General features: G+C 66.2%; 27 protein-coding genes. 17 read left to right on the top strand and 10 right to left on the bottom strand.

The window, feature by feature from the left end:
• Nucleotides 1–83 precede the first annotated feature (83 nt).
• On the top strand, nt 84–956 hold the full coding sequence (gene gluQRS, locus I6F24_RS26570; RefSeq protein ID WP_225152188.1) for a tRNA glutamyl-Q(34) synthetase GluQRS: 873 nt from the start codon (nt 84–86) through the stop codon (nt 954–956).
• Between the two features lie 101 nt (nt 957–1057).
• Entirely contained in the window at nt 1058–2311 is a 1254-nt protein-coding gene (locus tag I6F24_RS26575) for an ATP-binding protein (RefSeq protein WP_225147399.1), read from the top strand.
• On the opposite strand, the gene I6F24_RS26580 is transcribed toward I6F24_RS26575, so the two are convergent.
• A complete protein-coding gene (locus I6F24_RS26580) occupies nt 2238–3131 on the bottom strand; it encodes a YihY/virulence factor BrkB family protein (protein ID WP_225152190.1) in 894 nt (297 codons plus the stop codon). The genes I6F24_RS26575 and I6F24_RS26580 overlap by 74 nt on opposite strands.
• Nucleotides 3132–3443: 312 nt before the next feature.
• On the opposite strand from I6F24_RS26580, the gene I6F24_RS26585 reads away from it, so the two are divergent.
• The 6 genes from I6F24_RS26585 to I6F24_RS26610 all read left to right on the top strand — a co-directional run bounded on the left by I6F24_RS26585 (nt 3444) and on the right by I6F24_RS26610 (nt 7512).
• Entirely contained in the window at nt 3444–3638 is a 195-nt protein-coding gene (locus tag I6F24_RS26585; protein WP_036020744.1) for a twin transmembrane helix small protein, read from the top strand.
• A gap of 3 nt (nt 3639–3641) precedes the next feature.
• Nucleotides 3642–4214, top strand: a complete 573-nt coding sequence (locus I6F24_RS26590) for a cob(I)yrinic acid a,c-diamide adenosyltransferase (protein WP_035996833.1) — start codon at nt 3642–3644, stop codon at nt 4212–4214.
• A gap of 127 nt (nt 4215–4341) precedes the next feature.
• Nucleotides 4342–5091 carry an electron transfer flavoprotein subunit beta/FixA family protein gene (locus I6F24_RS26595; protein WP_036020746.1) on the top strand — a complete coding sequence of 250 codons (750 nt, stop codon included), beginning with the start codon at nt 4342–4344 and terminating at the stop codon, nt 5089–5091.
• The gene (locus tag I6F24_RS26600; RefSeq protein ID WP_036020748.1) at nt 5091–6035 is read left to right on the top strand and encodes an FAD-binding protein; all 945 of its coding nucleotides are present in this window, start codon (nt 5091–5093) and stop codon (nt 6033–6035) included. Before I6F24_RS26595 ends, I6F24_RS26600 begins: the two co-directional genes overlap by 1 nt.
• A 196-nt stretch (nt 6036–6231) precedes the next feature.
• Nucleotides 6232–7113, top strand: coding sequence for a 3-hydroxybutyryl-CoA dehydrogenase (locus I6F24_RS26605; protein WP_036020751.1), 882 nt, complete (start codon nt 6232–6234; stop codon nt 7111–7113).
• Nucleotides 7114–7317: 204 nt separating this feature from the next.
• Nucleotides 7318–7512 (top strand): hypothetical protein, encoded by a 195-nt coding sequence (locus I6F24_RS26610; RefSeq protein ID WP_036020754.1) that lies wholly within the window; start codon nt 7318–7320, stop codon nt 7510–7512.
• 4 nt (nt 7513–7516) lie between these two features.
• Here the strand turns inward: I6F24_RS26610 and I6F24_RS26615 are convergent, their stop codons facing one another.
• Nucleotides 7517–8182 carry a TlpA disulfide reductase family protein gene (locus I6F24_RS26615; protein ID WP_036020769.1) on the bottom strand — a complete coding sequence of 222 codons (666 nt, stop codon included), beginning with the start codon at nt 8180–8182 and terminating at the stop codon, nt 7517–7519.
• Between the two features lie 100 nt (nt 8183–8282).
• On the opposite strand from I6F24_RS26615, the gene argH reads away from it, so the two are divergent.
• From argH to lysA, 3 genes are all read left to right on the top strand, one after another.
• Nucleotides 8283–9680 carry an argininosuccinate lyase gene (argH, locus tag I6F24_RS26620; RefSeq protein ID WP_225134272.1) on the top strand — a complete coding sequence of 466 codons (1398 nt, stop codon included), beginning with the start codon at nt 8283–8285 and terminating at the stop codon, nt 9678–9680.
• A gap of 93 nt (nt 9681–9773) precedes the next feature.
• The gene (locus I6F24_RS26625; protein WP_035996882.1) at nt 9774–10067 is read left to right on the top strand and encodes a lipoprotein; all 294 of its coding nucleotides are present in this window, start codon (nt 9774–9776) and stop codon (nt 10065–10067) included.
• A 23-nt stretch (nt 10068–10090) separates the two neighbouring features.
• Nucleotides 10091–11356 (top strand): diaminopimelate decarboxylase, encoded by a 1266-nt coding sequence (gene lysA / locus I6F24_RS26630; protein WP_225140780.1) that lies wholly within the window; start codon nt 10091–10093, stop codon nt 11354–11356.
• 131 nt (nt 11357–11487) lie between these two features.
• Here the strand turns inward: lysA and I6F24_RS26635 are convergent, their stop codons facing one another.
• Nucleotides 11488–12378, bottom strand: coding sequence for an NAD(P)-dependent oxidoreductase (locus I6F24_RS26635; protein ID WP_225152192.1), 891 nt, complete (start codon nt 12376–12378; stop codon nt 11488–11490).
• A gap of 222 nt (nt 12379–12600) precedes the next feature.
• Nucleotides 12601–12984, bottom strand: coding sequence for a carboxymuconolactone decarboxylase family protein (locus tag I6F24_RS26640; RefSeq protein WP_028134137.1), 384 nt, complete (start codon nt 12982–12984; stop codon nt 12601–12603).
• A 169-nt stretch (nt 12985–13153) separates the two neighbouring features.
• Between I6F24_RS26640 and I6F24_RS26645 the strand changes: the two genes are divergently transcribed.
• A complete protein-coding gene (locus I6F24_RS26645; protein WP_225152194.1) occupies nt 13154–15835 on the top strand; it encodes a TIGR02302 family protein in 2682 nt (893 codons plus the stop codon).
• A 160-nt stretch (nt 15836–15995) separates the two neighbouring features.
• Here I6F24_RS26645 and I6F24_RS26650 read toward each other — a convergent pair whose 3' ends face one another.
• Together I6F24_RS26650 and I6F24_RS26655 are read right to left on the bottom strand one after the other, a co-directional pair.
• Entirely contained in the window at nt 15996–16370 is a 375-nt protein-coding gene (locus I6F24_RS26650; protein WP_225152196.1) for a response regulator, read from the bottom strand.
• Between the two features lie 36 nt (nt 16371–16406).
• Nucleotides 16407–17285 (bottom strand): MJ0042-type zinc finger domain-containing protein, encoded by an 879-nt coding sequence (locus tag I6F24_RS26655; RefSeq protein WP_225152198.1) that lies wholly within the window; start codon nt 17283–17285, stop codon nt 16407–16409.
• A 180-nt stretch (nt 17286–17465) separates the two neighbouring features.
• On the opposite strand from I6F24_RS26655, the gene ftsE reads away from it, so the two are divergent.
• From ftsE to I6F24_RS26675, 4 genes are all read left to right on the top strand, one after another.
• Nucleotides 17466–18125, top strand: coding sequence for a cell division ATP-binding protein FtsE (ftsE, locus tag I6F24_RS26660; RefSeq protein ID WP_057028593.1), 660 nt, complete (start codon nt 17466–17468; stop codon nt 18123–18125).
• On the top strand, nt 18118–19086 hold the full coding sequence (locus I6F24_RS26665; protein ID WP_035996909.1) for an ABC transporter permease: 969 nt from the start codon (nt 18118–18120) through the stop codon (nt 19084–19086). Before ftsE ends, I6F24_RS26665 begins: the two co-directional genes overlap by 8 nt.
• Nucleotides 19087–19368: 282 nt before the next feature.
• Nucleotides 19369–20073, top strand: a complete 705-nt coding sequence (locus I6F24_RS26670) for a YdcF family protein (protein WP_035996919.1) — start codon at nt 19369–19371, stop codon at nt 20071–20073.
• Nucleotides 20074–20084: 11 nt separating this feature from the next.
• Nucleotides 20085–20855 (top strand): lysophospholipid acyltransferase family protein, encoded by a 771-nt coding sequence (locus I6F24_RS26675; RefSeq protein WP_225134267.1) that lies wholly within the window; start codon nt 20085–20087, stop codon nt 20853–20855.
• A 97-nt stretch (nt 20856–20952) separates the two neighbouring features.
• On the opposite strand, the gene I6F24_RS26680 is transcribed toward I6F24_RS26675, so the two are convergent.
• A complete protein-coding gene (locus tag I6F24_RS26680) occupies nt 20953–21564 on the bottom strand; it encodes a gamma-glutamylcyclotransferase (protein ID WP_109142250.1) in 612 nt (203 codons plus the stop codon).
• 110 nt (nt 21565–21674) lie between these two features.
• On the opposite strand from I6F24_RS26680, the gene I6F24_RS26685 reads away from it, so the two are divergent.
• Nucleotides 21675–22859 carry a DUF2125 domain-containing protein gene (locus I6F24_RS26685; protein ID WP_036020798.1) on the top strand — a complete coding sequence of 395 codons (1185 nt, stop codon included), beginning with the start codon at nt 21675–21677 and terminating at the stop codon, nt 22857–22859.
• Nucleotides 22860–22978: 119 nt separating this feature from the next.
• On the opposite strand, the gene I6F24_RS26690 is transcribed toward I6F24_RS26685, so the two are convergent.
• Genes I6F24_RS26690 through I6F24_RS26700 form a run of 3 tightly spaced genes read right to left on the bottom strand, consistent with a single transcriptional unit; the run spans nt 22979 to nt 25891 of the window.
• Nucleotides 22979–23914, bottom strand: coding sequence for a prephenate/arogenate dehydrogenase family protein (locus I6F24_RS26690; RefSeq protein WP_225152200.1), 936 nt, complete (start codon nt 23912–23914; stop codon nt 22979–22981).
• On the bottom strand, nt 23911–25008 hold the full coding sequence (hisC, locus tag I6F24_RS26695; protein ID WP_225152203.1) for a histidinol-phosphate transaminase: 1098 nt from the start codon (nt 25006–25008) through the stop codon (nt 23911–23913). The genes I6F24_RS26690 and hisC overlap by 4 nt, the downstream gene beginning before the upstream one ends.
• A 34-nt stretch (nt 25009–25042) precedes the next feature.
• Nucleotides 25043–25891, bottom strand: a complete 849-nt coding sequence (locus I6F24_RS26700) for a chorismate mutase (protein WP_036040392.1) — start codon at nt 25889–25891, stop codon at nt 25043–25045.
• Between the last annotated feature and the right edge of the window lie 48 nt (nt 25892–25939).

Consider the following 25939-nt stretch of genomic DNA (forward strand, 5'->3'; position numbering starts at 1 on the left):
GTTCGTGACGTTGACACCATCGGTCTGTGGTACCGAAGAACGTGGATGGCCGGGACAAGCCCGGCCATGACGAGATTCATGTGATGGCACCACCCGTTTTCCGATTCGCCCCGAGCCCGAACGGCTTCCTGCATCTCGGCCACGCCTATTCCGCGCTGCTCAATTTCGACCGAGCGCGCGAGTCCGGCGGCCGATTGCTGCTGCGAATCGAGGACATCGACGCGACGCGGTGCCGGCCGGAGTTCGAGACGGCGATCTACGAGGATCTCGCCTGGCTCGGGATTGCCTGGGAGACGCCGGTGCGGCGGCAGTCGGAACATCTCGCCGATTATCGCGCTGCGCTGGACAAGCTCTCTGCGCTCGGTCTCGTCTATCCCGCCTTCGAAAGCCGCGCCGAGATCGCAAGGCTGGTGGCGGCGCGCGAGGCCGGCGGGCCGTGGCCGCGCGATCCCGACGGCGCGCCGCTTTATCCGGGCGAAGCCAAATCGCTCTCGGCTGACGCGCGCGCGCAGCTGATCGCCTCGGGCGCGCCCTATGCGCTGCGGCTCGACATGGCGGCCGCCTGCCGCCGCGCCGCCGGCCTGAGCTGGAACGAACTCGGCGAGGGGCCGGACGGCGAGCGCGGCATCATCCCGGCGCGGCCGGAGGCCTGGGGCAATGTCATCCTGGCCCGCAAGGAGACGCCGACCAGCTACCATCTCTCGGTGGTCGTCGACGACGCGCTCCAGGGCGCCAGCGAGATCGTGCGGGGCCAAGATCTGTTTTCCGCCACGGCGGTGCACCGCTTGCTCCAGGTTCTGCTCGGCCTGCCCGAGCCGGTCTATCGCCATCACCGGCTGATTCGGGATGAGGCGGGCCGGAAGCTGTCGAAATCGAGCCGCTCGACCGGTCTGCGCGAATTGCGTTCGGCCGGCCTCACGCCTGCCGCGATCCGCCGGCTGGTGGGATTAGGTTAAGTTTCTCTGGGGGTTAGCGAAACGTCGCCGTGACTCCGGGCGTTCCTCCGTGCCATGCTTGGCCAGCGCGGGGTTCGAAGAGGGTACTTCGAAGGGGATTCATGGCGGCGAAGACGCGTCCAGTGCGCACCACCCGGACGTCCAAGCGGCGGCCGCTTCGGAAGCGGCCCAAGGCGGGCGGTCAGCTGCGCAAGCGCAGCACCAAGGCGGTTGCGCCGGATGTCGTCCAAGCGGCGCTGGCCGCGTTTGCCCATGAGGTCCGCACCCCCCTGACCGGCATTCTCGCGATCAGCGACCTGCTCGCGACCTCCGACCTAGGCGAGCGGGAGCGGCGCTGGGCCGACACCATCAAGGCCGGCGCCGAGCATCTGGCGAGCCTCGCCACGCTGTTCGTGGATGCTGCCAGAACGGGGAAGGGCGGCAGCACGCCGCGCCAGGACCTGTTCGATCTGAAGGCGCTCGCCCGCACCGCCGGCGATTCGCTGGCCGGCCGTGCCGCGGCCAAAGGTCTCCAGGCCAAGGTCGAGATCGCCGAGAAGATCCCAGGGCTCGTGGTCGGTGATTCCGTCCGCCTGCGCGCCGCGCTCGAGAACCTGATCGACAACGCCGTGAAATTCACCGACCAGGGCGGAGTGGCCCTCGCCGTCGAGCCGTGGCGTCCCGCCAAAGGCAAAGCAAAGGGCAGAGTCGGCGTCGCCTTTGCGGTGTCCGACAGCGGCATCGGCCTGACCATGGCCGAGATCAAGCGGCTGTTCCGCCCCTTCACCCAGGCCAATGTCACCATTGCCTCACGCTTCGGCGGCGCCGGCTTGGGTCTCTCCTCGGTCAAGCAATTGGCGCGGGCGATGGGCGGCGACATCAATGTCGCTCCGCGCCGCGGTGGCGGCGCCACCTTCACATTGACGGTGTCGCTGGACTTGGCGGGACCGGGCACCGCCCGCAAGGCAAAGGACGGCAGCGAGCCCGAGGCGGTCGCTGCGCTTCGCGTTCTCAGCGTCGAGGACAATCCGTTCGGCCGCGTCGTGCTCAACACCATCCTGACCGAGCTCGGCCATCACGCCGAGTTCATCGGGCGCGGTGAGGACACCGTGAACCGGCTGGAGCAGGGCGCATTCGACGCGGTGCTGATGGACATGGTGCTGCCGGGCATCGACGGCATCGAGGCCATCCGGCGGATCCGCAGGCTGCCAACGCCGCTGGCTCGGATCCCGATCATCGGCGTGTCCGGCCGCGGCGAGGACGAGGCCGCCTCGCGCGAAGCCGGGGCCGACGCCTTCCTGGTCAAGCCTGTGTCTCCGCGGGCTTTAGCGACTGCGCTGCTTGAAGCGACACGCCGTGAGGAAGCCGCGACTTGATGATCGCGGCATTGAGCTCGCCGCCGTAAACGAAGATCGCGGCGATGAAGTACAGAAACACCAGCGCGATGATCACCGAGGCGAGGCCCGCATACATGGTCACGTAGTTGTTGGCAAAGCGGGCCAGGTATTGGCCGAACACGATGCTGGAGATCAGTGACGCCACGATGGTGAAGACGATGCCGGGCAATATCTGCAGGAAGCTGCGCCGTCCCGCCGGCAGCCAGGCGTGCAGGATGATCAGCGCCACCACCAGCGCGCCGATGGAGATGCCGTAGCGCACCCAGGTGAGGATGCTCTCGTTGGATTCGACGAACAGCGGAATGTGGCGCCGCGCCGCCTCGATAATGAGCGGACCGAGCACGATCAGGAACGCCATGGCGAGCGCCGTGAAGGCGGCAATGATCGTATAGGCGATTGATTCCAGCCGGAGCCAGTACCAGCTTCGCATCTCCACCACCGCATAGGCGCGGTTGAGCGCCACCCTGAGCGCCTCGACGCCGTTCGAGGCGAAATAGACCGACAGCGCCGCGCCGATGGTCAAAAGGCCGGTCCGGGTGGTGGTCAGCACGTCATGCACCTCGCCCGAGATCGAATCGGCGACCTGCTTGGGCCAGACCTGGAGCATCAAGCTGGCGGCCTGGTCGGCGAGTTCCTTGGAGCCGAAGAAGCCGGCGAGCGCGGTCAGCACGATCAGGAATGGGAACAGCGCCATCAGCGTCGACAGCGCGATGTGGCTCGCGATCGCCCAGCCGTCATCGGCGAGGAACGTGTAGAATGCGTCCTCAACGACGCAGTAAATGTAGCGGATGGCTTTCACTTGGCACCTACACCGCTGCTCTCTCCCTCTGCACGTAGGGAGAGGCCAGGAGAACGAGCAATGGGCGCAAATCGAAAAATCATCGCGCTACCATCTGATATTCTTGGCCCAAAAGCCAGTTCGCGAAGCCCCCTTTGTCATTCCGGGGCGCGCGCAGCGCGAGGCCGGAATCCATCTAGCCGCGGCGCAAGTGGCGCGATGGATTCCGGGCTCGACGCGCCGGGTCTCGCTGCGCTCGATCCCGCCGCATCGCCCCGGAATGACGAGCTGGGGAGATGGCGGACCGGCACACACGGTGTTATCTACCCTCAAATGGCATCTTTCCTGAGTACTTTCATCCTGCCGGCCGCAGCCGGCGCCGTGGCGCTGGTGCTGCTGCTCGGGCTCATCAACATGATGCGCGGCGGCTCGCCCAACACCTCGCAGAAGCTGATGCGCTGGCGCGTGCTGCTTCAGTTCGTGGCGATCATCGTCGCGATGCTCGCGGTCTGGGCGATGGGACGCTGAGTCATGGTGGTGCTGAACCGCATCTACACGAAGACCGGTGACGATGGCACGACGGCGCTCGGAACCGGAGAGCGGCGTCCGAAATACGATCTGCGAATCGAGGCCTATGGCACCGTCGACGAGACCAACGCGGCGATCGGCGTGGTCAGGCTCTACACCGCGGAGATGCCCGAGCTCGATGCGATGCTCGGCCGCATCCAGAACGATCTGTTCGATCTTGGTGCCGATCTCGCCGTGCCGGAGCGGGAAGGCAAGGCCGAGCGGCTGCGGGTGGTGGCGAGCCAGGTCGAGCGGCTCGAGCGCGACATCGACATGCTCAACGACAAGCTCGCGCCGCTGACCTCCTTCGTGCTTCCCGGCGGCACGCCGGCCGCGGCCCATCTGCATGTGGCGCGCACGATATGCCGCAGGGCGGAACGCGTGATCGTGGAACTGGCGGCCCAGCCGGGCGAGCCGGTCAGCGCGGCTGGCATCCAATATATGAATCGCCTGTCCGACTTTCTCTTCGTGGCCAGCCGGGTCGTGAACGGCAATGGCGCCGGCGACGTGCTCTGGGTTCCCGGCCAGAACCGCTGACCCATCGCGCTCCCGCATTTCAGAAGGCCAAAATTAGACCCGTTCGCGCGTTGACCGGGGAAGATCGGGCCTTTAGGTTCCGCGCCAGTTGATAACCCCCCCTCCCAAATTGAGTGAAAGAGGATCGATGAAGGTCTTAGTGCCGGTAAAGCGGGTGGTCGATTACAACGTCAAGGTCCGCGTCAAGGGCGATGGATCGGGCGTTGAACTCGCCAACGTCAAGATGTCCATGAACCCCTTCGACGAAATCGCTGTCGAGGAAGCGCTGCGCCTGAAGGAAGCCGGCAAGGCCACCGAGGTCGTGGTGGTCTCGATTGGACCTGCGCAGGCGTCCGAGACGATCCGCACCGGTCTTGCCATGGGCGCCGATCGCGGCATCCTGGTGAAGGCGGACGGCACCGTCGAGCCGCTCGCCGTCGCCAAGATCCTGAAGAAGGTTGCGGACGAAGAGCAGCCGGGCCTGATCATTCTCGGCAAGCAGGCGATCGACGATGACTCGAACCAGACCGGCCAGATGCTGGCCGCGCTGCTCGGCTGGTCGCAGGCGACCTTCGCCTCCAAGCTCGAGGTCGAAGGTACCGACTTCAAGGTGACGCGTGAAGTCGATGGCGGTCTGCAGACCGTGAAGCTGAAGGGACCGGCGATCGTCACCACCGATCTCCGCCTCAACGAGCCGCGCTACGCCTCGCTGCCCAACATCATGAAGGCGAAGAAGAAGCCGATCGCGGAGAAGACGGTCGCCGATTACGGCGTCGACATCGCCGCGCGCCTCGAAGTTCTGAAGACGGCTGAGCCCGCGGGCCGCAAGGCCGGCGTCAAGGTCAAGGACGTCGCCGAGCTGGTGTCGAAACTCAAGAACGAAGCCGGGGTGCTCTGATGACGACGCTTCTGATTGCCGAACACGACAATGCGTCGCTCAAGGACGCCACCAACAAGGCCCTGACCGCAGCTGCCGCGCTTGGCGCGGATGTCGAGGTGCTGGTCGCCGGCCAGAACGCCAAGGCCGCGGCGGATGCCGCTGCCAAGCTCGCTGGCGTGAAGAAGGTGCTGCTCGCCGATGGCGACCTCTACGCGCACGATCTCGCCGAGCCGCTGGCTGCGCTGGTGGTGTCGCTGGCGTCCGGCTATGACGCCATCGTCGCGCCGGCGACCTCGCGCTTCAAGAACGTGATGCCCCGCATCGCCGCTCTGCTCGACGTCATGCAGGTCTCGGAGATCACCAAGGTGGTCGCGCCCGATACCTATGAGCGCCCGATCTACGCCGGCAACGCCATCCAGACGGTGAAGTCGAAGGACGCCAAGAAGGTCATCACGGTCCGCACCTCGACCTTCGCCGCAGCAGGCGAGGGCGGCAGCGCCCCGGTCGAGACCGTGGCGGCGGCGGCCGATCCGGGCCTGTCGACTTTCGTCGGTGAGGAAGTCGCCAAGAGCGATCGCCCCGAGCTGACCTCGGCCAAGATCATCGTCTCCGGTGGCCGCGCCATGCAGAGCCGCGAGAACTTTGCCAAGTACATCGAGCCGCTCGCGGACAAGCTTGGGGCCGGTGTCGGTGCCTCGCGCGCCGCGGTCGATGCCGGCTATGCGCCGAACGACTGGCAGGTCGGCCAGACCGGCAAGGTGGTGGCCCCCGAGCTCTATGTCGCGGTCGGCATTTCCGGCGCGATCCAGCATCTGGCCGGCATGAAGGACTCCAAGGTGATCGTTGCGATCAACAAGGACGAGGACGCGCCGATCTTCCAGGTCGCCGACTACGGCCTGGTCGCCGATCTCTACCAGGCGGTTCCGGAGCTGACCGCCGAACTCGGCAAGCTCGGCAAGTAAAAGGCATCGAAAACACCGGCCGGAGGTATAAACTCCGGCCGGTGTTGCGTTTCAGAGGCGTTTTCTTTGGCGTGGGGCGCGCCTTGGAGGCGATCCAATCTAGGTTTCGAGCCAAGGTTCTGATTAAATCGGACCTCCCGGCTCGAGGGGAAAAGGCAGGGCGCGCCCCCCGCGCGCCGTTCCGGTGGATGACAATATGGCGGCAGTGATCAAGAAGGTCGGCGTGATCGGCGCGGGTCAGATGGGCAATGGCATCGCGCATGTCGCGGCGCTCGCTGGCTTCGACGTGGTGCTCAACGACGTTTCGGCCGACCGCCTCAAGTCGGGCATGGCCACCATCAACGGCAATCTGGCGCGTCAGGTCTCCAAGAAGGCCGTCACCGAGGACGACAGGGCCAAGGCGATTGCGCGTATCAAGCTAGCCGAGAAGCTGGACGATCTCGCCGATTGCGACCTCGTCATCGAGACCGCGGTCGAGAAGGAAGAGGTCAAGCGCAAGATCTTCCACGAGCTCTGCGCCGTATTGAAGCCGGAGGCGATCGTCGCCTCCGATACGTCCTCGATCTCGATCACGCGCCTCGCCGCCGCCACCGACCGCCCGGAACGCTTCATCGGCATTCACTTCATGAATCCGGTGCCGTTGATGGAACTGGTCGAGCTGATCCGCGGCATCGCCACCGACGACGCCACCTTCGAGACCGCCAAGGAATTCGTCGGCAAGCTCGGCAAGCAGGTCGCGGTCTCCGAGGATTTCCCGGCCTTCATCGTCAACCGCATCCTACTGCCGATGATCAACGAGGCGATCTACACGCTGTATGAAGGCGTCGGCAACGTCGAGGCGATCGACGCGGCGATGAAACTGGGCGCCCACCATCCCATGGGTCCGCTCGAGCTTGCCGATTTCATCGGGCTCGACACCTGCCTCTCCATCATGCAGGTGCTGCACGAGGGGCTGGCCGACTCCAAGTACCGCCCGTGCCCGCTGCTGGTCAAATACGTCGAGGCCGGCTGGCTCGGCCGCAAGACCCAGCGCGGCTTCTACGACTACCGCGGCGCCAAGCCGGTGCCGACGCGGTAAGGTGGTCTTGTGCCCCGGACGCAGCGCGGAGCGCTGCAGAGCCGAGGCCCAGGAGCCGCGCGCTGAAGGCTAGGTCCCGGCTCTGCGGTGCGTCACTTGCGTGCCGCCCCTTGTCCGGGACACGATTGCCCGTACTGCTCCATGACAATTCATGTCGCGTTAACCTCTCGCGCCTAGGTTACGGCCGGCACGAGGGTTCGCGTAATGGACATGATGGCAATGGTCAGCAGCATGCTGGCCGCACAGCAAGGCGCGCTGCAGTCGAATATCGCGGCGACGCTGACCAAGCAGAACGCGGATATGGAGAAATCCACCGTCCTGACGCTGCTCGGCACCGGCCAGCCCTCGCTCGCCAATGTCGCCCCCGGCGTCGGCGGCAATCTCAATGTGACGGCCTAAACCCTTAAAGCGCCGCGGCGGCCTTGCCGGTTGCCGCGCGGATCAGCTTGAGCGCGTCCTCACTCGCCCATTCCGCCGGCCCCGCGATCGTCGCGATTTCACACCCCTGCGGGTCGACCAGCACGGAGGTGGGCATGCCCAGTGCCCGTCCCACGGCCTTAAGATCCTGGAACACCTTGGCTTTCTGGTCGCTGAAATAGGCGAGCCGGGTCAGGTTGGCCTCTTTCAGGAAGGTTTTCGGCTTCTCCAGGTCGCGGGTGTCGATGTTGATCGCCACCACCTCGAAATTCGGGCCCGATAGCTTGCCCTGGAGCTCGTCCAGCGCCGGCATCTCCTTGCGGCAGGGCACGCACCAGGTGGCCCAGAGGTTCACCAGCAGGGTCTTGCCGCGGAAGTCGGACAGCTTCTTCGGCTTGCCCTCGGCATCCTCGAAGGTGAGGTCGGGCAGCTTCAGCGGGGCGCTCGCCATGGTCAGCGCCGCCACCTCGCCATGGGCGAACGGGGCGATCTTCTGCGCCGTCGCCACCGCCGCCTTGCAGGTCGGATCGCCCAAGGGCGCCCGGCTCGGGCCGAGCCCGTACAGCGCGGCGAAGCCGGCCAGCCCGACGATCGCCACGGCGGCGATGACGAAGGGGATGCGGCGCGTGGCGGAGGGCTTCTGGTCGAGCATATCGTTTGTCATCCGGTCGCAGATATGGCTATCAGGGGCCTCTTAATACGGCTGGCCGCGGCCAGCAAACGTGCGGCAAATCAGGCGTGAGCAGGGGATCATGAGCAACAAGATGTGGGGCGGCCGGTTCTCGGAACGCCCCGACGAGATCATGGAAGAGATCAACGTCTCCATCGACGTCGATCGTCACCTCTTCGCCCAGGACATTGCCGCGTCCAAGGCCCACGCCGCGATGTTGGCCAATCAGGGCATCATCACGGCTTCTGATGCGAAAAATATCGGCAAGGGTCTAGACACAATCCTGTCAGAGATCGGCAAGGGCGGCTTCGAATTCAAGCGCGCGCTCGAGGACATCCATATGAATGTCGAGAGCCGCCTGTCGGAGCTGATCGGCCCGGCCGCCGGAAGGCTGCACACCGCGCGTTCGCGCAACGACCAGGTCGCCACCGACTTCCGTCTGTTCGTCCGCGACGTCATCGACGAGACCGATGCCGCGCTCGCCGCGTTCCAGCAGGCCCTGGTGGACCGCGCGCTGGAGCACGCCGCAACCGTGATGCCCGGCTTCACGCATCTGCAAACGGCGCAGCCCGTCACGTTCGGCCATCACCTGCTGGCTTATGTCGAGATGGCGGCGCGCGACCGCGGCCGCTTCCAGGATGCCCGCAAGCGGCTGAACGAATCGCCGCTAGGCGCGGCTGCGCTCGCCGGCACCTCGTTCCCGATCGACCGCCATGCCACCGCGAAGGCGCTCCTGTTCGACCGCCCGATGGCGAACTCGCTCGATGCCGTCTCCGACCGCGATTTCGTGCTGGAGACGCTGTCGGCCGCCTCGATCTGCGCCGTGCACATGTCGCGCTTTGCCGAGGAGATCGTGATCTGGACCTCGCCGCTGGTCGGCATGATCCGGCTCAGCGACAAGTTCACCACGGGATCCTCGATCATGCCGCAGAAGCGCAACCCGGATGCCGCCGAGCTGGTGCGCGCCAAGACCGGCCGCGTCATCGGCGCGCTCAACGGCCTCCTGATCGTCATGAAGGGCCTGCCGCTCGCCTATCAAAAGGACATGCAGGAGGACAAGCAGGGCGCCATGGAGGGTTTTGCCGCGCTGTCGCTGGCAATCCGCGCCATGACCGGCATGGTCCGTGATCTCGTTCCGGACGAACCCAAGATGAAGGCGGCCGCGGGCGAGGGCTATGCCACGGCGACCGACCTCGCCGACTGGCTGGTGCGGACGCTGAGGATGCCGTTCCGCGAGGCGCACCACGTCACGGGCCGCATCGTCGCCAAGGCCGCCGAGGGGGGCGTCGCGCTGCACGAGCTGCCGCTCAAGGAAATGCAGGCGATCGAGCCCAAAATCACCAAGGACGTGCTCGGCGTGCTCTCGGTCGAATCGTCGGTGAAGAGCCGCACCAGCTTTGGCGGCACCGCGCCGAAGAACGTGGCGTCCCAGGCCAAGGCCTGGGCGAAGCGGCTGGAAAAAGAGCGAAAATTGGGCTGAGGGCAAAATTTCGCTTATGTTTCATGGTCATCCGGCTCTCGCCAGAACGCGCCAATCTCTGTATGGTGCGCCGCGCGTAGTGGGGATTTCGTCGTGACGTCAAAGTTTCGCCCGGCCGGCTCGGGGTGGGCCATCATTGTCTTGAGCCTGACGGCGCTCGCGCTTGCCGGTTGCGGCCGCAAGGGCCCGCTGGATCTGCCGCCGACCGCCTCCAACGCCCCCGCAGCCACCGGCGCCGCACCCGTCGAGCCCGAGACCGCGGCCCAGAAGGCGCCGAGCCTGTTCGAACCCACGGCCAGCGCGGATGCCGCGCCCGCGGCGGCCAAGGGCCGGAAGAAATCGTTTATTCTCGACCCGCTCCTGGACGAACCTCCCGGCAAGAAATAAGCCGGGACAACCGAGCCTGCGCCATGAACCATTTCGACTATCGCAACGGCGTGCTGCACGCCGAGGCGGTGAACCTGTCCGAGCTGGCCGCCACCGTCGGCACGCCGTTCTACTGCTATTCGACCGCAACGCTGGAGCGGCATTACCGCGTCTTCACCGAGGCCTTTGCCGGCGAGAAGGTGCTGGTCTGCTACGCCATGAAGGCGAACTCCAACCAGTCGGTGCTGCGGACGCTGGCCAAGCTCGGCGCCGGCGCCGACGTGGTTTCGGGCGGCGAGCTGAAGCGCGCTTTGGCCGCCGGCATTCCCGCCAGCAAGATCGTCTTCTCCGGCGTCGGCAAGACCGAGGCAGAGCTGCGCGCGGCGCTCGCCGCCGACATCCTCTGCCTCAACGTCGAATCCGAGCCGGAGCTCGAGCTGCTGTCGCGCCTGGCGACCGAGATGGGCAAGACCGCGCGCATCTCGCTCCGCGTCAATCCCGACGTCGATGCCGGCACGCACGCAAAGATCTCCACCGGCAAGTCCGAGAACAAGTTCGGCATCCCGATCGTGCATGCCCGCGAGGTCTATGCGCGCGCGGCGAAGCTGCCCGGAATCAAGGTGACCGGCACCGACGTGCATATCGGCAGCCAGATCACCGACCTGTCCGGCATGGAGACCGCGTTCCGCATCCTCTCCGAATTCGTACAGGAGCTGCGCGGCGACGGCCACGACATCAGCCACGTCGATTTCGGCGGCGGTCTCGGCATTCCCTATTACATGGATCGCGAGGCGCCGCCGGCGCCGGCCGCCTATGCCGCCATGGTCAAGCGCGTCAGCCACAATCTCGGCTGCACGCTGATGTTCGAGCCGGGCCGCATGATCGTCGGCAATGCCGGAATCCTGGTCGCGAAGGTGATCTATGTGAAGCACGGCGACGGCAAGAATTTCGTCATCATCGACGCGGCCATGAACGACCTGATCCGCCCGACACTGTACGAGGCGCATCACGACATCCTGGCGGTGAAGCAGCCGGCCAAGGGCGCCGCCACCATCAAGGCCGATGTCGTCGGCCCGGTCTGCGAGACCGGCGACTATCTTGCCCTCGACCGCACGTTGCCGACGCCCGCGCCCGGCGATCTCCTCGCCATCATGACCGCAGGCGCCTATGGCGCGGTGCAGGCCGGAACCTACAACACCCGGCCCTTGGTGCCGGAGGTGCTGGTGAAGGGCGACCAATACGCCGTGGTGCGCCCGCGCATCGAGGTGGAGCAGCTCATTGCAATGGACACGCCGGCGCCGTGGCTGTGAGGCCGCTACCAAAACCTGCAAAACAACCCCATGCACAGTAGACTGGGGGTTTCGGAATGATGCGTGGCCGTCGGGCAAAACCGCTTGAACTGTCGAGCAGATTCAGCACGACCGCGCTATTTCGCTGAACGTCAGTTTTTTCCGCCTACGATCACACCCGCTTTCTTCTCGATCGGCTTGATCGCCGCGGTGAAATCGGACTCGGCGCCTTCGGCGCTGATCACCGTTTCCCACAACCGTCCGACCGCGTCGGCGACCTCCATCGACAGGCCGAGCTGCTTCATCTCCTCCAGCGCCAGCCGCACGTCCTTCACCATCAATCCCGTGGCGAAGCCGAAGTCGAAGGTGCGCGGCAGCACCGCGCGCGGAAACTTGTCGCGGCTCGCGGTGTTCATGCCCGAGCCGGCATTGATGACGTCGATCATCACGGCGGGATCGAGCCCGGCCTTCACGCCCATCACCACGGCTTCCGACGTCGCCACGATCGCGGTCGCCGACAGAAAATTGTTGGCCAGCTTCATGGTCTGCGCCGCGCCCGGCTTCTCGCCGATGAAGAACGCCTTTCCGATCACCTCAAGCGCAGGCTTGAGCAACGCGAACTCGGCTTTCGGGCCTGACACCATCACGGCAAGCGTGCCCTTCTCGGCGCCGCCGACGCCGCCGGAGACGGGACAGTCGATCTGCACGATGTCGCGCTCGGTGAGCAGCCCGTGAATCTTCACAGCCATTGCCGAGCCGACGGTGGAGAGATCGACGAAACGTTTGGCGCGCTTGCCCTCGATCACGCCGTCGGCGCCGGTGGCAACGTCCAGGGAAGCCTGCAGCGAAGGCAAACTCGCCATGACGGTCTCGGCCTGGTCAGCGACGTCCTTCGGCGACGACGCGGCAAGGGCACCGCGCGCGACCAGCTTGCCGATAACCTCCTTGCGCGTGTCGAATACGACGAGCCTGTGCCCCGCCTCGATCAGCCGCCGCGCCATCGGGAAACCCATGTTTCCGAGCCCGATGAATCCGATGTCCATGGTGTTTCCTTATCTCTTCGTCGTTGTACGTGAAGCGGCGATCGTTCTCCGCTCGTCGTCCCGGGGCATCGCGAAGCGATGAGCCCGGGACCCATAACCACAAGGAGGAATCGTCCCGCAAAGGCGCCACTCCGAGTCGTCGTAGCAACATCGTCCTGTGGCTATGGGTCCCGGGCTCGCGCTTCGCGCGCCCGGGACGACAGTTGAGATTGGCGCTGGGTCTCACGCCTTCCCGTCGATCTCCGCGAACACCTCGCGCGCGATGCGGAAGCTGTCGACCGCAGCCGGCATGCCGCCATAGATCGCGACCTGCATCAGGATCTCGCGGATCTCCTCGCGGGTGACGCCATTGGTCAGCGCGCCCTTCAGGTGCGCGCGAAACTCGTGCTGACGGTTGAGGATCGCGATCATGGCGATGTTGAGCATGCTGCGGGTCTTGCGCGGCAGCTCCTCGCGGCCCCACACCGTGCCCCAGCAATATTCGTTGAGCATCTCCTGGAACGGGCGGTTGAAATCGTCGACGTTCTTCAGGGCGTTGTTGACATAGGCCTCGCCCAGCACCGCTTTGCGGACTTCCAGGCCCTTGTCGTGCATCTTCTTGTCCATGGCGTTTCCTTCGTCTCCCTCGAGATTGGCGCGCGGAAATTACGGGGTTGCACCCGGCCAGTCACGTCCTCGTGTTATGCGGGAAAAGGAGGCGCTCCCGTACGGGAACGGATGCCTCAGTGCTGCCGTTGTGATAGGCTCTGCTCTACCGGGCAACCTGGAGAGTTGATTGAACGGCCTCACCCCCGAGCCGTCAGACCCGATCCGCAACGGCGATGCGCTGTCGCGGCTGAAGCTGGCGCAGGCCCTTGATCGGGCGACTTATGCCATCGCGTGGGAGCGTGCCTGGCCCAATGCGGCGCGCCTTCTGACCGTCGTCGGCCTGTTCCTGGTGGTGTCCTGGGCCGGCCTCTGGCTGGCGCTGCCGTTCACGGCCAGGGCCGTCGGTCTCGCCCTCTTCGCCGCGATCGCGGCGGCCGCCCTGTTCCCGCTGATTCGCTTCCGCTGGCCGAGCCGCGAGGAAGCGCTGGCTCGGCTCGACCGTGGCTCCGGCATCCGGCACCGCCCGGCCACCGCGCTCACGGACACGCTGACCTCACAGGACCCGGTCGCGCAGGCGCTGTGGCAGGCGCAGCGCGAGCGCACGCTCGCCTCCATCAAGCGCATCCGCGCCGGTGTGCCGCAGCCCCGGCTCGCGCTTCACGACCCCTGGGCGCTGCGTGCCCTCGTAATGGTGATGCTGGTCGCGACCTTCTTTGCCGCGGGTGACGAGCGTGCGATGCGCCTTGGCGCCGCCTTCGACTGGAACGGGGTGCTGGCGCCGGCCAATGTTCGCGTCGATGCCTGGGTCACGCCGCCGCTCTACACCGGCAGGCCGCCGGTCATCCTGTCGGCCGCCAACAAGGAAGCCGCGGCGCTGCCCGCCAGCGGCCCGCTTGCCGTTCCCGCCGGCTCGACCCTGATCGTGCGCTCCTCCGGCGGCAACCTGGATGTCGCCGTCTCCGGCGGCCTCAAGGAGGTCGCCCCGGCCGAAGCCAGCCCCAAGGGGACCAACGAAAGGCATTTCGCGATTTCCGGCGACGGCACCGCGCATGTCCGGGCGCCCTCCGGCCAGCCGCAATGGGCCTTCGCCGCCACGCCGGATCGTCCGCCGACGATCGCGCTCGCGAAGGACCCGGAGCGCCAGGCGCGCGGCGCGCTCCAGCTCTCCTACAAGATCGAGGACGATTACGGCGTCACCGGCGCCGAGGCGAAATTCGCCCCGCGGCCGACCGACGCCAAAGATGGTGCCAAGGATGGCCCTAAGGATGGCCCCAAGGATGGTCCGAAGGCCGCCGCCGGTGATGGCGACAGCAGGACGGCGCCGCGGCCGCTGTTCCAGCCGCCGAAATTCCCGCTCGCCCTGCCGAATGCGCGCACCCGCAACGGCGTCGGGCAATCCGTGAAGGATCTCAGCGAGGATCCCTATGCCGGCGCCGAGGTCACGCTGACGCTCACGGTCAAGGACGAGGCCGGCAACGAGGCCGCCAGCGAGCCGTTCAACATGCGCCTGCCCGAGCGGCTCTTCACCAAGCCGCTGGCCCGTGCATTGATCGAGCAGCGCCGCATCCTCGCGCTCGACGCCAACAAGAATTCGGACGTCTATGCCGCGCTCGACGGGCTGATGATCGCGCCCGAGATGTTCACGCCGGAGCCGGGACAATATCTCGGCCTGCACAGCGTGGCCCGGCAGCTCGAAGCGGCGCGTACCGACGATGCCTTGCGCGAGGTCGTGGCGAGCCTGTGGGCGCTTGCGGTGACGATCGAGGACGGCAAGATCTCCGACGTCGAGAAGGCGTTGCGCGCGGCCCAGGAGGCGCTGAAGCAGGCGCTGGAGCGCGGTGCAAGCGACGAGGAGATCAAGAAGCTCACGCAGGATCTGCGTCAGGCGCTGAACGATTTCATGCGCCAGCTCGCCGAGCAGTTCCGCAACAACAATGACCCGCAGCAGCTGGCGCGGCCGCTCGATCCGAACACCAAGGTCCTGCGTCAGCAGGATCTGCAGAACATGATCGATCGGATGGAGCGCCTGTCGCGCTCCGGCGACAAGGATGCGGCCAAGCAATTGCTCGACCAGCTCCAGCAGATGCTGGAGGGCCTGCAGATGGCGCAGCCGGGGCAGTCCGGCGAGAGTGACATGGAGCAGGCGCTCAATGAGCTCGGCGACATGATCCGCAAGCAGCAGCAATTGCGCGACAAGACGTTCAAGCAGGGCCAGGATTCCAGGCGCGACCGCTCGCGCGGCAAGCAGCAGCAGGGCGATCAGTCCATGTCGGAGCTGCAGCAGGACCAGCAGGGACTGCGCGACCGCCTGAAGAAGCTGCAGGACGAGCTTGCCAAGCGCGGCCTCACCCAGAAGGGGCAGAAGGGTCAGCAGGGCCAGCAGGCACAGAAGGGCCAGAAGGGTCAGCAAGGCGAGCAGGGCCAGCCCGGCCAGAACGGCGATCAGGATGGCGACCAGGGCGATGACGGCAGCCTGGACGCAGCCGACGGTGCCATGGGCGATGCCGGATCAAAGCTCGGCGAGGGTAATGCCGACGGCGCCGTGGACTCGCAGGGCAAGGCACTCGACGCCATGCGCAAGGGTGCGCAGAAGATGGCCGAGGCGATGCAGCAGGGCGATGGCGACGGCCAGGGCGACGGCCCCGGCCAGCGTGCCGGCCGGCAGCAGAGCGGCGGCAACCAGACCGATCCGCTCGGCCGGCCGCTGCATGGGCGCGAATATGGCGACGATTACACGGTCAAGATTCCCGGCGAGATCGACACACAGCGGGTCCGCCGTATTCTCGAAGAGCTCCGCCGCCGTCTCGGCGATCCTTCGCGGCCGCAGATCGAGCTCGATTATCTCGAGCGGCTGCTGAAGGAGTTTTAACTCCACACTCGGTGTCATCGCCCGGCTTGGCCGGGCGATCCAGTACGCCGAGACCGCAGTGATTGAATCGAGAAGCAGCGGCGTACTGGATGCCCCGCCCCCCGTGCGCAATTGCGCACTAGGCGGGGCATGACAGCGGCATGTGTGGCGAATGCCGACGCTAGCCCTTCTTCGCCGCCAGCGCATCGGCGACCGCCGTGCGGATATCGGCGACCGAGAACGGCTTGGTCACGACGTCATGCACCAGCGCGTTCAGGTTCGAGGCGCGCTCGCGCTGGTCGGCAAAGCCGGTCATCAGCAGGATGGTCAGGTCGGGAAAATCGCGCGCCGCGGAGAGCGCCAGCGCGATGCCGTCCATCACCGGCATCTGGATGTCGGTGAGCAACAGGTCGAAGGCGCCATCCTCGCGGGTCAGGATCTCCAGCCCCTCTGCGCCGTCCTGGGCGGTGACGGTCTCGTGGCCGTCCATGGCGATGGCGCGCGCCACCAGCGCGCGCATCGAATCCTCGTCGTCGGCGATCAAGATCTTCGGCATGAGACGAACCTTGGTATCAACCTCCCCTGGGGGCGATTATACGCTGCCGCCGGCAATGTCGCGCCGGTTGAAGAAACGAACGTCGATGTTGCGGCCCTCCGGCGGCGGTGAGGCCAGGCGCGAGCGGAAGAAGGCGCGCTCACCTGGCCGCAGCACAGTCTGCTCCAGCACCGTGTTCCAGGCATAGATCTCCGCGCCTTGGGCGTCGCGCACGGCAAAGCGCAGCCGCGGAATGTCGAGCGGCTTCTTGCCGTCGCCGACGATGACGCCCTCGATCACCAACACCTGTTTACCGTCCACGGTCTCGCTGGAGAGCTTGACGTCCTTGAAGGCGAGACCCCGCAAGTTCACCTCGAGCCCGACCATCTTGTAGAACGCTGCCGTCTGCGGCAGCAGCCGCACCACATCGCCGCGCCAGAGCACCAGTGCCAGCACCAGCGCGCCCATCGCGGCGCAGGCGGTCGGCAGGCCAAGATAGGATTTGCGCGGAGCCGTGGTGGCGACCGGGCGGCTCACCCGCGCGCCGCGGCGAGGGAACAGGCTGCGGAACCAGGACTGGTGCTGCGCGCCGACGGCCTCCTCTTCGGCCTGCCGGGCCGCTGCCGACCATTCGTCCTCGGTCTCGCGGGTCTCCTCATCCGGCCAGTCGCTGGCGATCGAGGGACTATCGACGACCGGCGTATCAGTGGCGCCGTCGTCCTTGGCATAGGAGTTCCATTGTTCGGCGAGGTCGGACTGGTCGTCGGCTCGGCTGGCCGCGGCCATGGCCGGAACGGACGCCTCCTCGATGGCATCCTCGGCGTGGGCGATCCAGGTCTCCTTGCAGCGGGAGCAGCGGACCGCCCGCCCGTTCGCCCCAAGGCTCGCGAGCTTGATGGCGTAGGATGTCATACAATGGGGGCAGACGATATGCATGGACGAGCCTTGATGCATGAACGAAGGTCTTGACGATGCCACGGTCGCGGAGACCGGGCGCCCCTTATGCTACTGGGCGACCGTTAACGAACCGGAAACCATAACGGCGGCAAAACCCGTTGATCGCGTATGGCGGAGCGCCGCAAGGCGGCCCGCGCCTCCTCTCGAACGGAGCTGAGCTTGGTTCGGTTCGAAAATGTCGGATTGCGTTACGGTCTGGGGCCGGAGATTTTGCGCGACCTCACCTTCCAGATCCCCGCGCATTCCTTCCAGTTTCTCACCGGACCGTCCGGCGCCGGCAAGACGTCGCTGCTGCGCCTGTTGTTCCTGTCGCATCGACCGACGCGGGGCCTCGTCAATCTGTTCGGCCACGACATCTCGCAGCTCGGCAAGGACGAGATCGCAGACCTGCGCAAGCGCATCGGCATCGTACTCCAGGATTTTCGCCTGCTCGATCACATGACGACCTATGAGAACGTCGCGCTGCCATTCCGCGTCATGGGCCGCAGCGAGTCGAGCTACCGCAAGGAGGTGATCGATCTGTTGCGCTGGGTCGGCCTCGGCGACCGCATGGACGCGCTGCCGCCGATCCTGTCGGGCGGCGAGAAGCAGCGCGCCGCGATCGCGCGCGCCGTGATCTCGCGGCCGCAGCTGCTGCTCGCGGACGAGCCGACCGGCAGCGTCGATCCGACGCTCGGCCGTCGGCTGCTGCGGTTGTTCATCGAGCTCAACAAATCAGGCACCGCCGTCATCATCGCCACCCACGACATCGGCCTGATGGACCAGTACGAGGCGCGGCGCCTGGTGCTGCACCAGGGACGGCTGCACGTCTATGAGTAGGCTGGACGAGCGCGGCGTGCTGGTCGATCTCGGGCAGGAGCGTCCGCAGCTTCCGGCCAAGGCGCGCAACATGTCGCCGATCGTGCCGCGCGCCTCGATCCACGGCAGAGCGCTGCTCGCGGTGGTCGCCATCATGACGTTCCTCGCCTCGATGGCCACGGGCACGGTGCTGCTGGTGAGTGCCTCCGCCGCCGAATGGCAATCGGATGTCGCGAGCGAAATCACCATCCAGATTCGTCCGCAGGCCGGCCGCGATCTCGATCGCGACACCGCCGCCGTGGCGGAAGCGATGCGCACGCAAGCCGGTATCGTCGAGGTCAAGCCGTTCACCAGGGACGAGAGCGGCAAGCTGCTCGAGCCCTGGCTCGGCACCGGCCTGTCGATGGACGATCTGCCGGTGCCACGCATGATCATCGCGCGCGTGCAGCCGGGCACGCCGCTCGATCTCGGCGCCTTGCGCGCGCGCGTGGCGCAGGTCGCCCCTAGCGCCAGCGTCGACGATCACCGCGCCTGGATCGAGCGCATGCGCCTGATGACGAACGCCACCGTGCTGGCCGGCCTCGGCATCCTCGCGCTCGTCATCGTCGCAACCATCATCTCGGTGTCGTTCGCGACGCGCGGCGCAATGGCGGCGAACCGTCCGATCGTCGAGGTCCTGCATTTCGTTGGCGCCGGCGACCGCTACATCGCCAACCACTTCCTGCGTCATTTCCTCAGGCTGGGCCTGGAGGGCGGCGTGATCGGCGGCGGTGCCGCCATGCTGATGTTCGGCTTCTCCGAGTCCATCGCAGGCTGGTTTTCCGGGACTCCCGTCGGCGACCAGTTCGCCGCGCTGCTCGGCACCTTCTCGCTGCGCCCCTCCGGCTACATCGTGCTCGCGGTTCAGGCCGTCCTGATCGGCGCCATTACCGCAGTCGCCTCGCGCCAAACGCTGTTCGCGACATTGAACGATGTTGATTGAGTTTCTTTTCTTCCCTTCTCCCCTTGTGGGAGAAGGTGGCGCGAAGCGCCGGAGGAGGGGTTCTGTCCACGCGTACAAATGTCGAGGTGAATGCGCGGAGAGAACCCCTCACCCGTCTCGCCGCTTTCGCCATAGCCGATGCAAAGCATCGGCATTCTTAAGAACGGCGGCCGGCGGCCGCCTATGCGACCCTCTCCCACAAGGGGAGAGGGTGAAGAAACCGGACTCCACTTCGCCTCAAAACGTCATAAAATCAGATCGGGAAGGGATCACCGACATCGCATGAGCTCGCCGACCGACGATCGATCGCCGAAACTGCCGCGCGGCTGGCTGCGCGCGGCAATCGTGTCGACGATCGCGCTCGCCTTCGTCGGCGCGGCGGCGGGCTTCATTGCGTTCCTGGCGCAATTGCGCGGGGCCGAGAAAGTACCCGATCGCAAGGCGGACGGCATCGTGGTCCTGACCGGCGGCTCCTCGCGGGTATCGGACGCGATGGAGCTGCTGGCTGCCGGCTACGGCAGGCGGCTCCTGATTTCCGGCGTGCATCCGACCTCGACGGCGAACGACATCTCCCGCACCTTGCCGGAGAATCAGTCCTTCATGACCTGTTGCGTCGACCTCGACCGCACCGCGCTCACGACCCGCGGCAACGCGGCGGAGGCGCGGCGCTGGGCCGAGGGACGCCGATTTACGTCTCTGATCGTGGTCACCTCGAACTATCACATGCCGCGCGCGCTGGTGGAATTCTCGCATGCGATGCCGCGGACGACGCTGATCCCGTTCGCGGTGGTCGGCGAAAAATGGCGCGAGGAGCCGTGGTGGATCTCAGGCTCGACGCTGCGGCTGCTCCTGTCCGAATACGTCAAGTACGTTGCGGCCGAGCTCAGGGTGCGGCTGGAGGATTTCGGGATTGACCTTTGGCCTGAGATGTCGGAGCAGCCTGCAGGTCAGCAACCGAAGCGGCCCGCCACCGCGCAGGCCAATTGATCGGACCATCGATGTTCCTGATTTTCCTGCGATCGCTCGTGTTCAACGTGCTGTTCTACGCCGTGCTGGTCTGTCTGGCGATCGTTGCGCTGCCGACCTTTGCATTGCCGCCGCGCGCCATGCTGACGGTGGCGCAATGGTGGGCCAAGGCCACGCTGGTCCTGATGCGCCTGGTCTGCAACATCAAGGTGGAATTCCGCGGGGTGGAGAAGATCCCGACAGGACCGCTGCTGATCGTGGCCAAGCATCAGTCGTTCTGGGAGACTTTCGTGCTGCCGGGCTTTTTCAATCGCCCGATCTTCATCCTCAAGCGCCAGCTGATGCAGATCCCGGTGTTCGGCCAGTTCCTGGTCAAGACCGGGATGATCGCGATCGACCGCAATGCCGGCGTGAAGGCGCTGCTCGATATGACGCGGCGCGCGCGCGAGGCGGTGCGCAGTGGAAAGCAGCTCGTGATCTTTCCGGAAGGCACGCGCCGTGCGCCGGGCGCGCCGCCCGATTACAAGACCGGTTTTGCGCAGATCTATTCCTCCTGCGGCGTGCCGTGCCTGCCGATCGCGCTCAATTCCGGCCTGTTCTGGCCGCGCCGCACCTTCATGCGCTACCCGGGCACGCTGGTGGTCGAGTTTCTCGAACCGTTGCCGCCGGGCCTGCCGAAGGACGAGTTTCTCGCACGCGTGCAAGCGGCGATCGAGGACGCGACCGCCCGGCTCGTCGAAGCAGGACGGAAGGAGCAGGAGCAGTTGATCGGCTCGGCGCCGAGCTACGCGCCGACCGGCTAAAGCGCGATGAGATTGGGATGAATCTTCATCGCGCTCTAGGTTGTTGTTTACGCATGATCTTTCCGGAAAACCGCTTCGCACTTTTCCGGGTCATGCTTTAGCGGCTTTCCCGATCCTGGTCCCGAGCCGCCGCGTGCAGGGAATGCGCATCACCGTGCAGCATCAATGCAAGCTGATGCAGCTGCGTGTCGCGAAAGCCTTCGGCCTCGATCGCCTTCACCGTCGCGGTGACGTAGTCGCGGTTGGCGCCGGACTGGCCGTGGCCCTGGACGACATGGCGGTGCTGCTCGGCGAGCGAGAGGCGGCCGGCATATTGCACATGACCGCGGTCGACGACGTAGGCGAGCGCGGCGACGCGCTGGCGTGCATCGTTCTCCAGCCACACCGAGCGCATCACCTCGCGATAGACCGAGGTGACCTGCTCGCGTGCGCGCAAATAGGCGACCACTTCGGCACGGTTCTTCTCGGCGACGCGGAAGGCGATGCCGCGGCAGGCGCCGCCGCGGTCGAGTCCGAGCACCAGGCCCGGCTTCTCCGGCGTGCCGCGATGCACGAAAGAATAGACGCAGAGCGCGCGATGCTCGCCGACCAGCCGCGCCGGGACGCGCTCCTCGAAATCGAAGCCCGGCCGCCACATCAGCGAGCCGTAGCCGAACACCCAGAGGTCGCCCTTGGCTGTGGTGACGGAGGGGAGGGTGATTTCGGACATTTCGGGGACGGCTACCAGAACCCTGCGCCCAAGCGAAGCGATTTCTGCGCCTTTCGTCGCAGGCCCGCCCCGCTTACATTTGCCTGAATCTGGCGTCAAAGGGTCGCCGCATGTCCAATATGACCGTTGCCACTGGCCGCCGCTCCCGCTGGGGCCTTTTCATTGCCCCCGTTCTCGTCCTGGTCCTCGCCGTCGGCTGGACCTGCTTCTGGTTCTATGCGGCGTGGCAGGCCGAAATCGTCGCCGACGCCTGGCGGGCGCAGGAGGCCAAGGCCGGCCGCATCTATGATTGTGCCAAGCGCTCGATCGCCGGCTTCCCGTTCCGCTTCGAGGTCCAGTGCTCCGGCGCCAGCGTCGCCCTGGTCTCGCAGAACGCGAGCAAGACGCCGTTCACGGCCAAGCTCGACAACATCCTGGTCGTGGCCCAGGTCTACGACCCCAAGCGCATCATCGCCGAATTCGCAGCGCCCGCCACGCTGATCGACGGCATTACGCAAAACACCTTCACCGTGAATTGGAGCAAGGGCCGCGCCAGTGTGGCGGGTCTGCCGGCTGTGCCGGATCGCGCTTCCATCGTGTTCGACGACCCCAGCCTCAACCGTCTCGATGGCAGCGTGCAGGTGCCGCTTGCGCGCGCCAAGCAGGTTGAGCTGCACGGGCGCCTTGCCGATGGCTCGCCGGCCGATCATCCGGTGATCGAGACCGTGCTCCATGTCGCGCAGGGCAGCATCCAGGGCGTGCATCCGCTGCTCGCCGAGCCGTTCGAGGCGGACACCCGCGCCAAGATCACCGGCCTCTCCGACCTCACGCCCAAACCGTGGCCGCAGCGCTTCCGCGAGATCCAGGCCGCCGGCGGTCACATCGAGATCGTGCAGTCGCGCATTCAGCAGGGCGAGATGATCGCGGTCGCGGCCGGCACGCTCGGCCTGTCGCCCAACGGCCGGCTCGACGGCGAATTGCAGATGACGGTGACCGGCCTCGAGCGCGTGATCCCGGCGCTCGGCATCGAGAAGATGCTGGAGGAGGGCGTGCCGCAGGCCACGCTGGACCGCGTTGCGCCGGGCGTGAAGTCGCAGGACCTCAACAATCTGTTCGGCGCGCTCGACCGCGCCGTGCCGGGCCTCGGCAAGGTCATCAAGCAGAACGCCAATGCCGGCGTTGCCGCCGGCATCAATTCGATCGGTACCGAGAGCACGCTGGAAGGTAAGAAAGCGCGGAGCTTCCCGCTGAAATTCGTCGACGGTGCCGTGCTGCTCGGCCCGGTCAAGGTCGGCCAGATCCCGCCGCTGTATTAGGTGGCTCCCGTAGCCCGGATGGAGCGCAGCGCAATCCGGGGTTCTTGATCACAGCTGGCACTGTCCCGGATTACGCTTGTGCTCCATCCGGGCTACGCAGCTTTGTCCGGGCTACAGGCTCACGGCTTCTTCAGCGCCGCATGCGGCCGTCCGAAATCGGGCGCTGCGGAATCCTGGCCGATCTCGACGATGCCGCGGCGGATGGCGCGGGTGCGGGTGAAGTGGTCGAACAGCGCCTCCCCGTCGCCGCGGCGGATCGCGCGGGTGAGTTTGGCGAGATCCTCGGTGAAGGTGCCGAGCATCTCCAGCACGGCCTCCTTGTTGGCGAGGAAGACGTCGCGCCACATCGTCGGATCGGACGCCGCGATGCGGGTGAAATCGCGAAAACCGCCGGCGGAGAATTTGATCACCTCGGATTCCGTCACCTGCGCCAATTCGTCGGCGGTGCCGACGATGGTGTAGGCGATCAGATGCGGCAGGTGGCTGGTGATGGCGAGCACGAGGTCGTGATGATCCGGCGTCATCACCTCGACCTTGGCGCCCATCGCCGCCCAGAACGCGCGCAGGTGCTCCGTCTCCGCTGCGTCGCTGCCATCAGGCGGGGTCAGGATGCACCAGCGGTTGATGAAGAGCTCGGCGAAGCCCGAATCCGGGCCGGAATGCTCGGTGCCTGCCACCGGATGCGCCGGCACGAAATGAATGCCGCCCGGCAGATGCGGGGCCATGTCGCGGACCACAGCGCCCTTGACCGAGCCGACGTCGGAGACGATCGCACCCGGCTTGAGATGCGGCGCGATCTCCTGCGCTACGGGTCCGCAGGCGCCGACGGGAATGCAGAGAATGACGAGATCGGCATCCCTCACGGCCTCCGCATTGGTCGCCACCACCTGATCGACGATGCCGAGCTCGGCGACGCGTGCGCGCGTCTTCTCCGAGCGCGCGGTGGTGACGATTTCACCGGCCAGCCCCTGGAGCTTCGCAGCGCGCGCGATCGAGCCGCCGATCAGGCCGAAGCCGATCAGCGCGACGCGCTGGAAGTACCCCTGCGCACTCATTTGCCGCCCATGAAGTCGCGCAAGCCTTCGACGACGAGGCGGTTGGCCTCCTCGGTGCCGATGGTCATGCGCAGCGCATGCGGCAGGCCGTAATTCTTCAAGCCGCGCAGCACGAGCCCCCGCCTGGTCAGGAAGGCATCGGCGTCATCGGCGGTCCTGCCCTTATCGGTCGGGAAGTGGATCAGCACGAAATTGGCGACGCTCGGCGTCACCTTCAGCCCGAGCTTGCCGATCTCCTCGGTGAGCCAGTTGCGCCAGGTCTCGGTGAACTGCTTCGACATCGCCTGATGCGCGGTATCCTCGATCGCGGCGACCGCGGCATACATCGCCGGCGTCGACACGTTGAAGGGACCGCGGATGCGATTGACCGCGTCGATGACGTGCTCGGGCCCGAACATCCAGCCGATGCGCAGCGCGGCAAGACCGTGGATCTTGGAGAAGGTGTGCGTCACCACCGTGTTCTCGGTGGTGGCGACGAGCTCGATTCCCATCTCATAGTCGTTGCGCGAGACGTAGTCGCAATAAGCGGCGTCCAGCACCAGCAGCACGTGCGAGGGCAGGCCGGCGCGCAGCCGCTTGACCTCGTCGAACGGAAGATAGGTGCCGGTCGGGTTGTTGGGGTTGGCGAGCCAGACCAGCTTCGTCTTCGGCGTCACGGCCTTCAGGATGGCGTCGACGTCGGCGGTGAGGTTGGTCTCCTGGGCGATGACGTTCCTGGCGCCGACCGCCATCGTCGCGATCGGGTAGACAAGGAAGCCGTGCGTGGTCGAGATCGCCTCGTCGCCCTGGCTGAGATAGGTGTGCGCGAGCAGATTGAGGATCTCGTCCGAGCCGGCGCCGCAGATGATGCGGTTGGGATCGAGCCCGAACGAGCGGCCGATCGCCTCGCGCAGCACGCGCGAGGTGCCTTCCGGGTAGTCCTCCAGATGATCTGCCACGCGCTTGAAGGCTTCGATCGCCTTGGGCGAGGGCCCGAACGGCGTCTCGTTGGCGGAGAGTTTGAACACCTTGCGGCCCGGCTCCGGCACCGGGCTCTTGCCGGGCGTGTAGGGCGCAATATCGAGAATGCCGGGATTCGGCACGGGGCGGGACATCTTGGACTCCGGATAGGCTGGGCTGCTCGCGATTTTACGATTTCGGCCCGGTCGGGGGCACCGTATAGCGCGTTGCGTGGCTGCCGACGAGGGCCACAGAGCGCACCGAGGCCCCCGCCTCGATCAGGGCAGCCCTGATCTTGTCGATGCTGGTCGCGCCGGTGACCGAGACCAGCAGCGCCGCGCCGTCGAAGGCGGTATCGGGCACGGCCACGATCTCGGCGAGCGGCGACAGCGCGCGGGCGACCTCGGCGTTCCATCCGGAGACGCGCACGCTGAACGTCTCGACCTCCGTCACCAGGGCGCTGTCCGCAACGCGCGAGATCGCGAACACCGGCAAGGCGGCCGGATGATCGGCGCGCTCGATGAAGGGCATCCGCGCGATGATCTTCGGTGCGCCGTCGGCCTCCAGCTCCAGCCACCATGGCGTGCGGCTCGAGGTCGCCGAGACCATTGCCAGATCACCCTTGGATTTCGCTACCGCCTCGACCGCGGCCTGTGCGCTGAAATGCGCGACGTAAGGCACGGTGAAGCCGAAATTGAAGCGCACGGAATCGCGCATCGCCGCCTCGCTGGCCGAGATGTCGGCATGCACCGAGAACGGCGCCTGTACGTAAGTGAAGGTCGAGATGATGACGCGCCAGATGCTCTCGACCGTGTCGAGCGGCAGGATGCCGCGATGACGCTGCACGATCTCGCGCATCATGGCAGCCTCGCGCGCGGGCCGGAACGCCGAGCCGACCTCCTGGGTCTGCTTCACCTGGATCAGGCGATCGATGATCTCGCCGCGCTGCATGAGGAGGCGATGCATGCCCTCGTCGATCGCGTCGATCTCCTTGCGCAGTTCCTGCAGCGATGGTGGCGCGGGCGGACGTTGGGACATGTCTGGTCGTCGATCGTTCCGGTGGGGGATGTCCTGATTAGGCAGTCG

This window comes from Bradyrhizobium sp. BRP23, assembly GCF_020194135.1.
GTDB lineage: Bacteria > Pseudomonadota > Alphaproteobacteria > Rhizobiales > Xanthobacteraceae > Bradyrhizobium > Bradyrhizobium yuanmingense.

Coding starts and splice junctions, on each gene's coding strand:
- gluQRS (WP_225152188.1), top strand. CDS start 84: ATGGCACCACCCGTTTTCCGATTCGCCCCGAGCCCGAACGGCTTCCTG.
- I6F24_RS26575 (WP_225147399.1), top strand. CDS start 1,058: ATGGCGGCGAAGACGCGTCCAGTGCGCACCACCCGGACGTCCAAGCGG.
- I6F24_RS26585 (WP_036020744.1), top strand. CDS start 3,444: ATGGCATCTTTCCTGAGTACTTTCATCCTGCCGGCCGCAGCCGGCGCC.
- I6F24_RS26590 (WP_035996833.1), top strand. CDS start 3,642: ATGGTGGTGCTGAACCGCATCTACACGAAGACCGGTGACGATGGCACG.
- I6F24_RS26595 (WP_036020746.1), top strand. CDS start 4,342: ATGAAGGTCTTAGTGCCGGTAAAGCGGGTGGTCGATTACAACGTCAAG.
- I6F24_RS26600 (WP_036020748.1), top strand. CDS start 5,091: ATGACGACGCTTCTGATTGCCGAACACGACAATGCGTCGCTCAAGGAC.
- I6F24_RS26605 (WP_036020751.1), top strand. CDS start 6,232: ATGGCGGCAGTGATCAAGAAGGTCGGCGTGATCGGCGCGGGTCAGATG.
- I6F24_RS26610 (WP_036020754.1), top strand. CDS start 7,318: ATGGACATGATGGCAATGGTCAGCAGCATGCTGGCCGCACAGCAAGGC.
- I6F24_RS26615 (WP_036020769.1), bottom strand. CDS start 8,182: ATGCTCGACCAGAAGCCCTCCGCCACGCGCCGCATCCCCTTCGTCATC.
- argH (WP_225134272.1), top strand. CDS start 8,283: ATGAGCAACAAGATGTGGGGCGGCCGGTTCTCGGAACGCCCCGACGAG.
- lysA (WP_225140780.1), top strand. CDS start 10,091: ATGAACCATTTCGACTATCGCAACGGCGTGCTGCACGCCGAGGCGGTG.
- I6F24_RS26635 (WP_225152192.1), bottom strand. CDS start 12,378: ATGGACATCGGATTCATCGGGCTCGGAAACATGGGTTTCCCGATGGCG.
- I6F24_RS26640 (WP_028134137.1), bottom strand. CDS start 12,984: ATGGACAAGAAGATGCACGACAAGGGCCTGGAAGTCCGCAAAGCGGTG.
- I6F24_RS26650 (WP_225152196.1), bottom strand. CDS start 16,370: ATGCCGAAGATCTTGATCGCCGACGACGAGGATTCGATGCGCGCGCTG.
- I6F24_RS26655 (WP_225152198.1), bottom strand. CDS start 17,285: ATGCATATCGTCTGCCCCCATTGTATGACATCCTACGCCATCAAGCTC.
- I6F24_RS26665 (WP_035996909.1), top strand. CDS start 18,118: ATGAGTAGGCTGGACGAGCGCGGCGTGCTGGTCGATCTCGGGCAGGAG.
- I6F24_RS26670 (WP_035996919.1), top strand. CDS start 19,369: ATGAGCTCGCCGACCGACGATCGATCGCCGAAACTGCCGCGCGGCTGG.
- I6F24_RS26675 (WP_225134267.1), top strand. CDS start 20,085: ATGTTCCTGATTTTCCTGCGATCGCTCGTGTTCAACGTGCTGTTCTAC.
- I6F24_RS26680 (WP_109142250.1), bottom strand. CDS start 21,564: ATGTCCGAAATCACCCTCCCCTCCGTCACCACAGCCAAGGGCGACCTC.
- I6F24_RS26685 (WP_036020798.1), top strand. CDS start 21,675: ATGTCCAATATGACCGTTGCCACTGGCCGCCGCTCCCGCTGGGGCCTT.
- I6F24_RS26690 (WP_225152200.1), bottom strand. CDS start 23,914: ATGAGTGCGCAGGGGTACTTCCAGCGCGTCGCGCTGATCGGCTTCGGC.
- hisC (WP_225152203.1), bottom strand. CDS start 25,008: ATGTCCCGCCCCGTGCCGAATCCCGGCATTCTCGATATTGCGCCCTAC.
- I6F24_RS26700 (WP_036040392.1), bottom strand. CDS start 25,891: ATGTCCCAACGTCCGCCCGCGCCACCATCGCTGCAGGAACTGCGCAAG.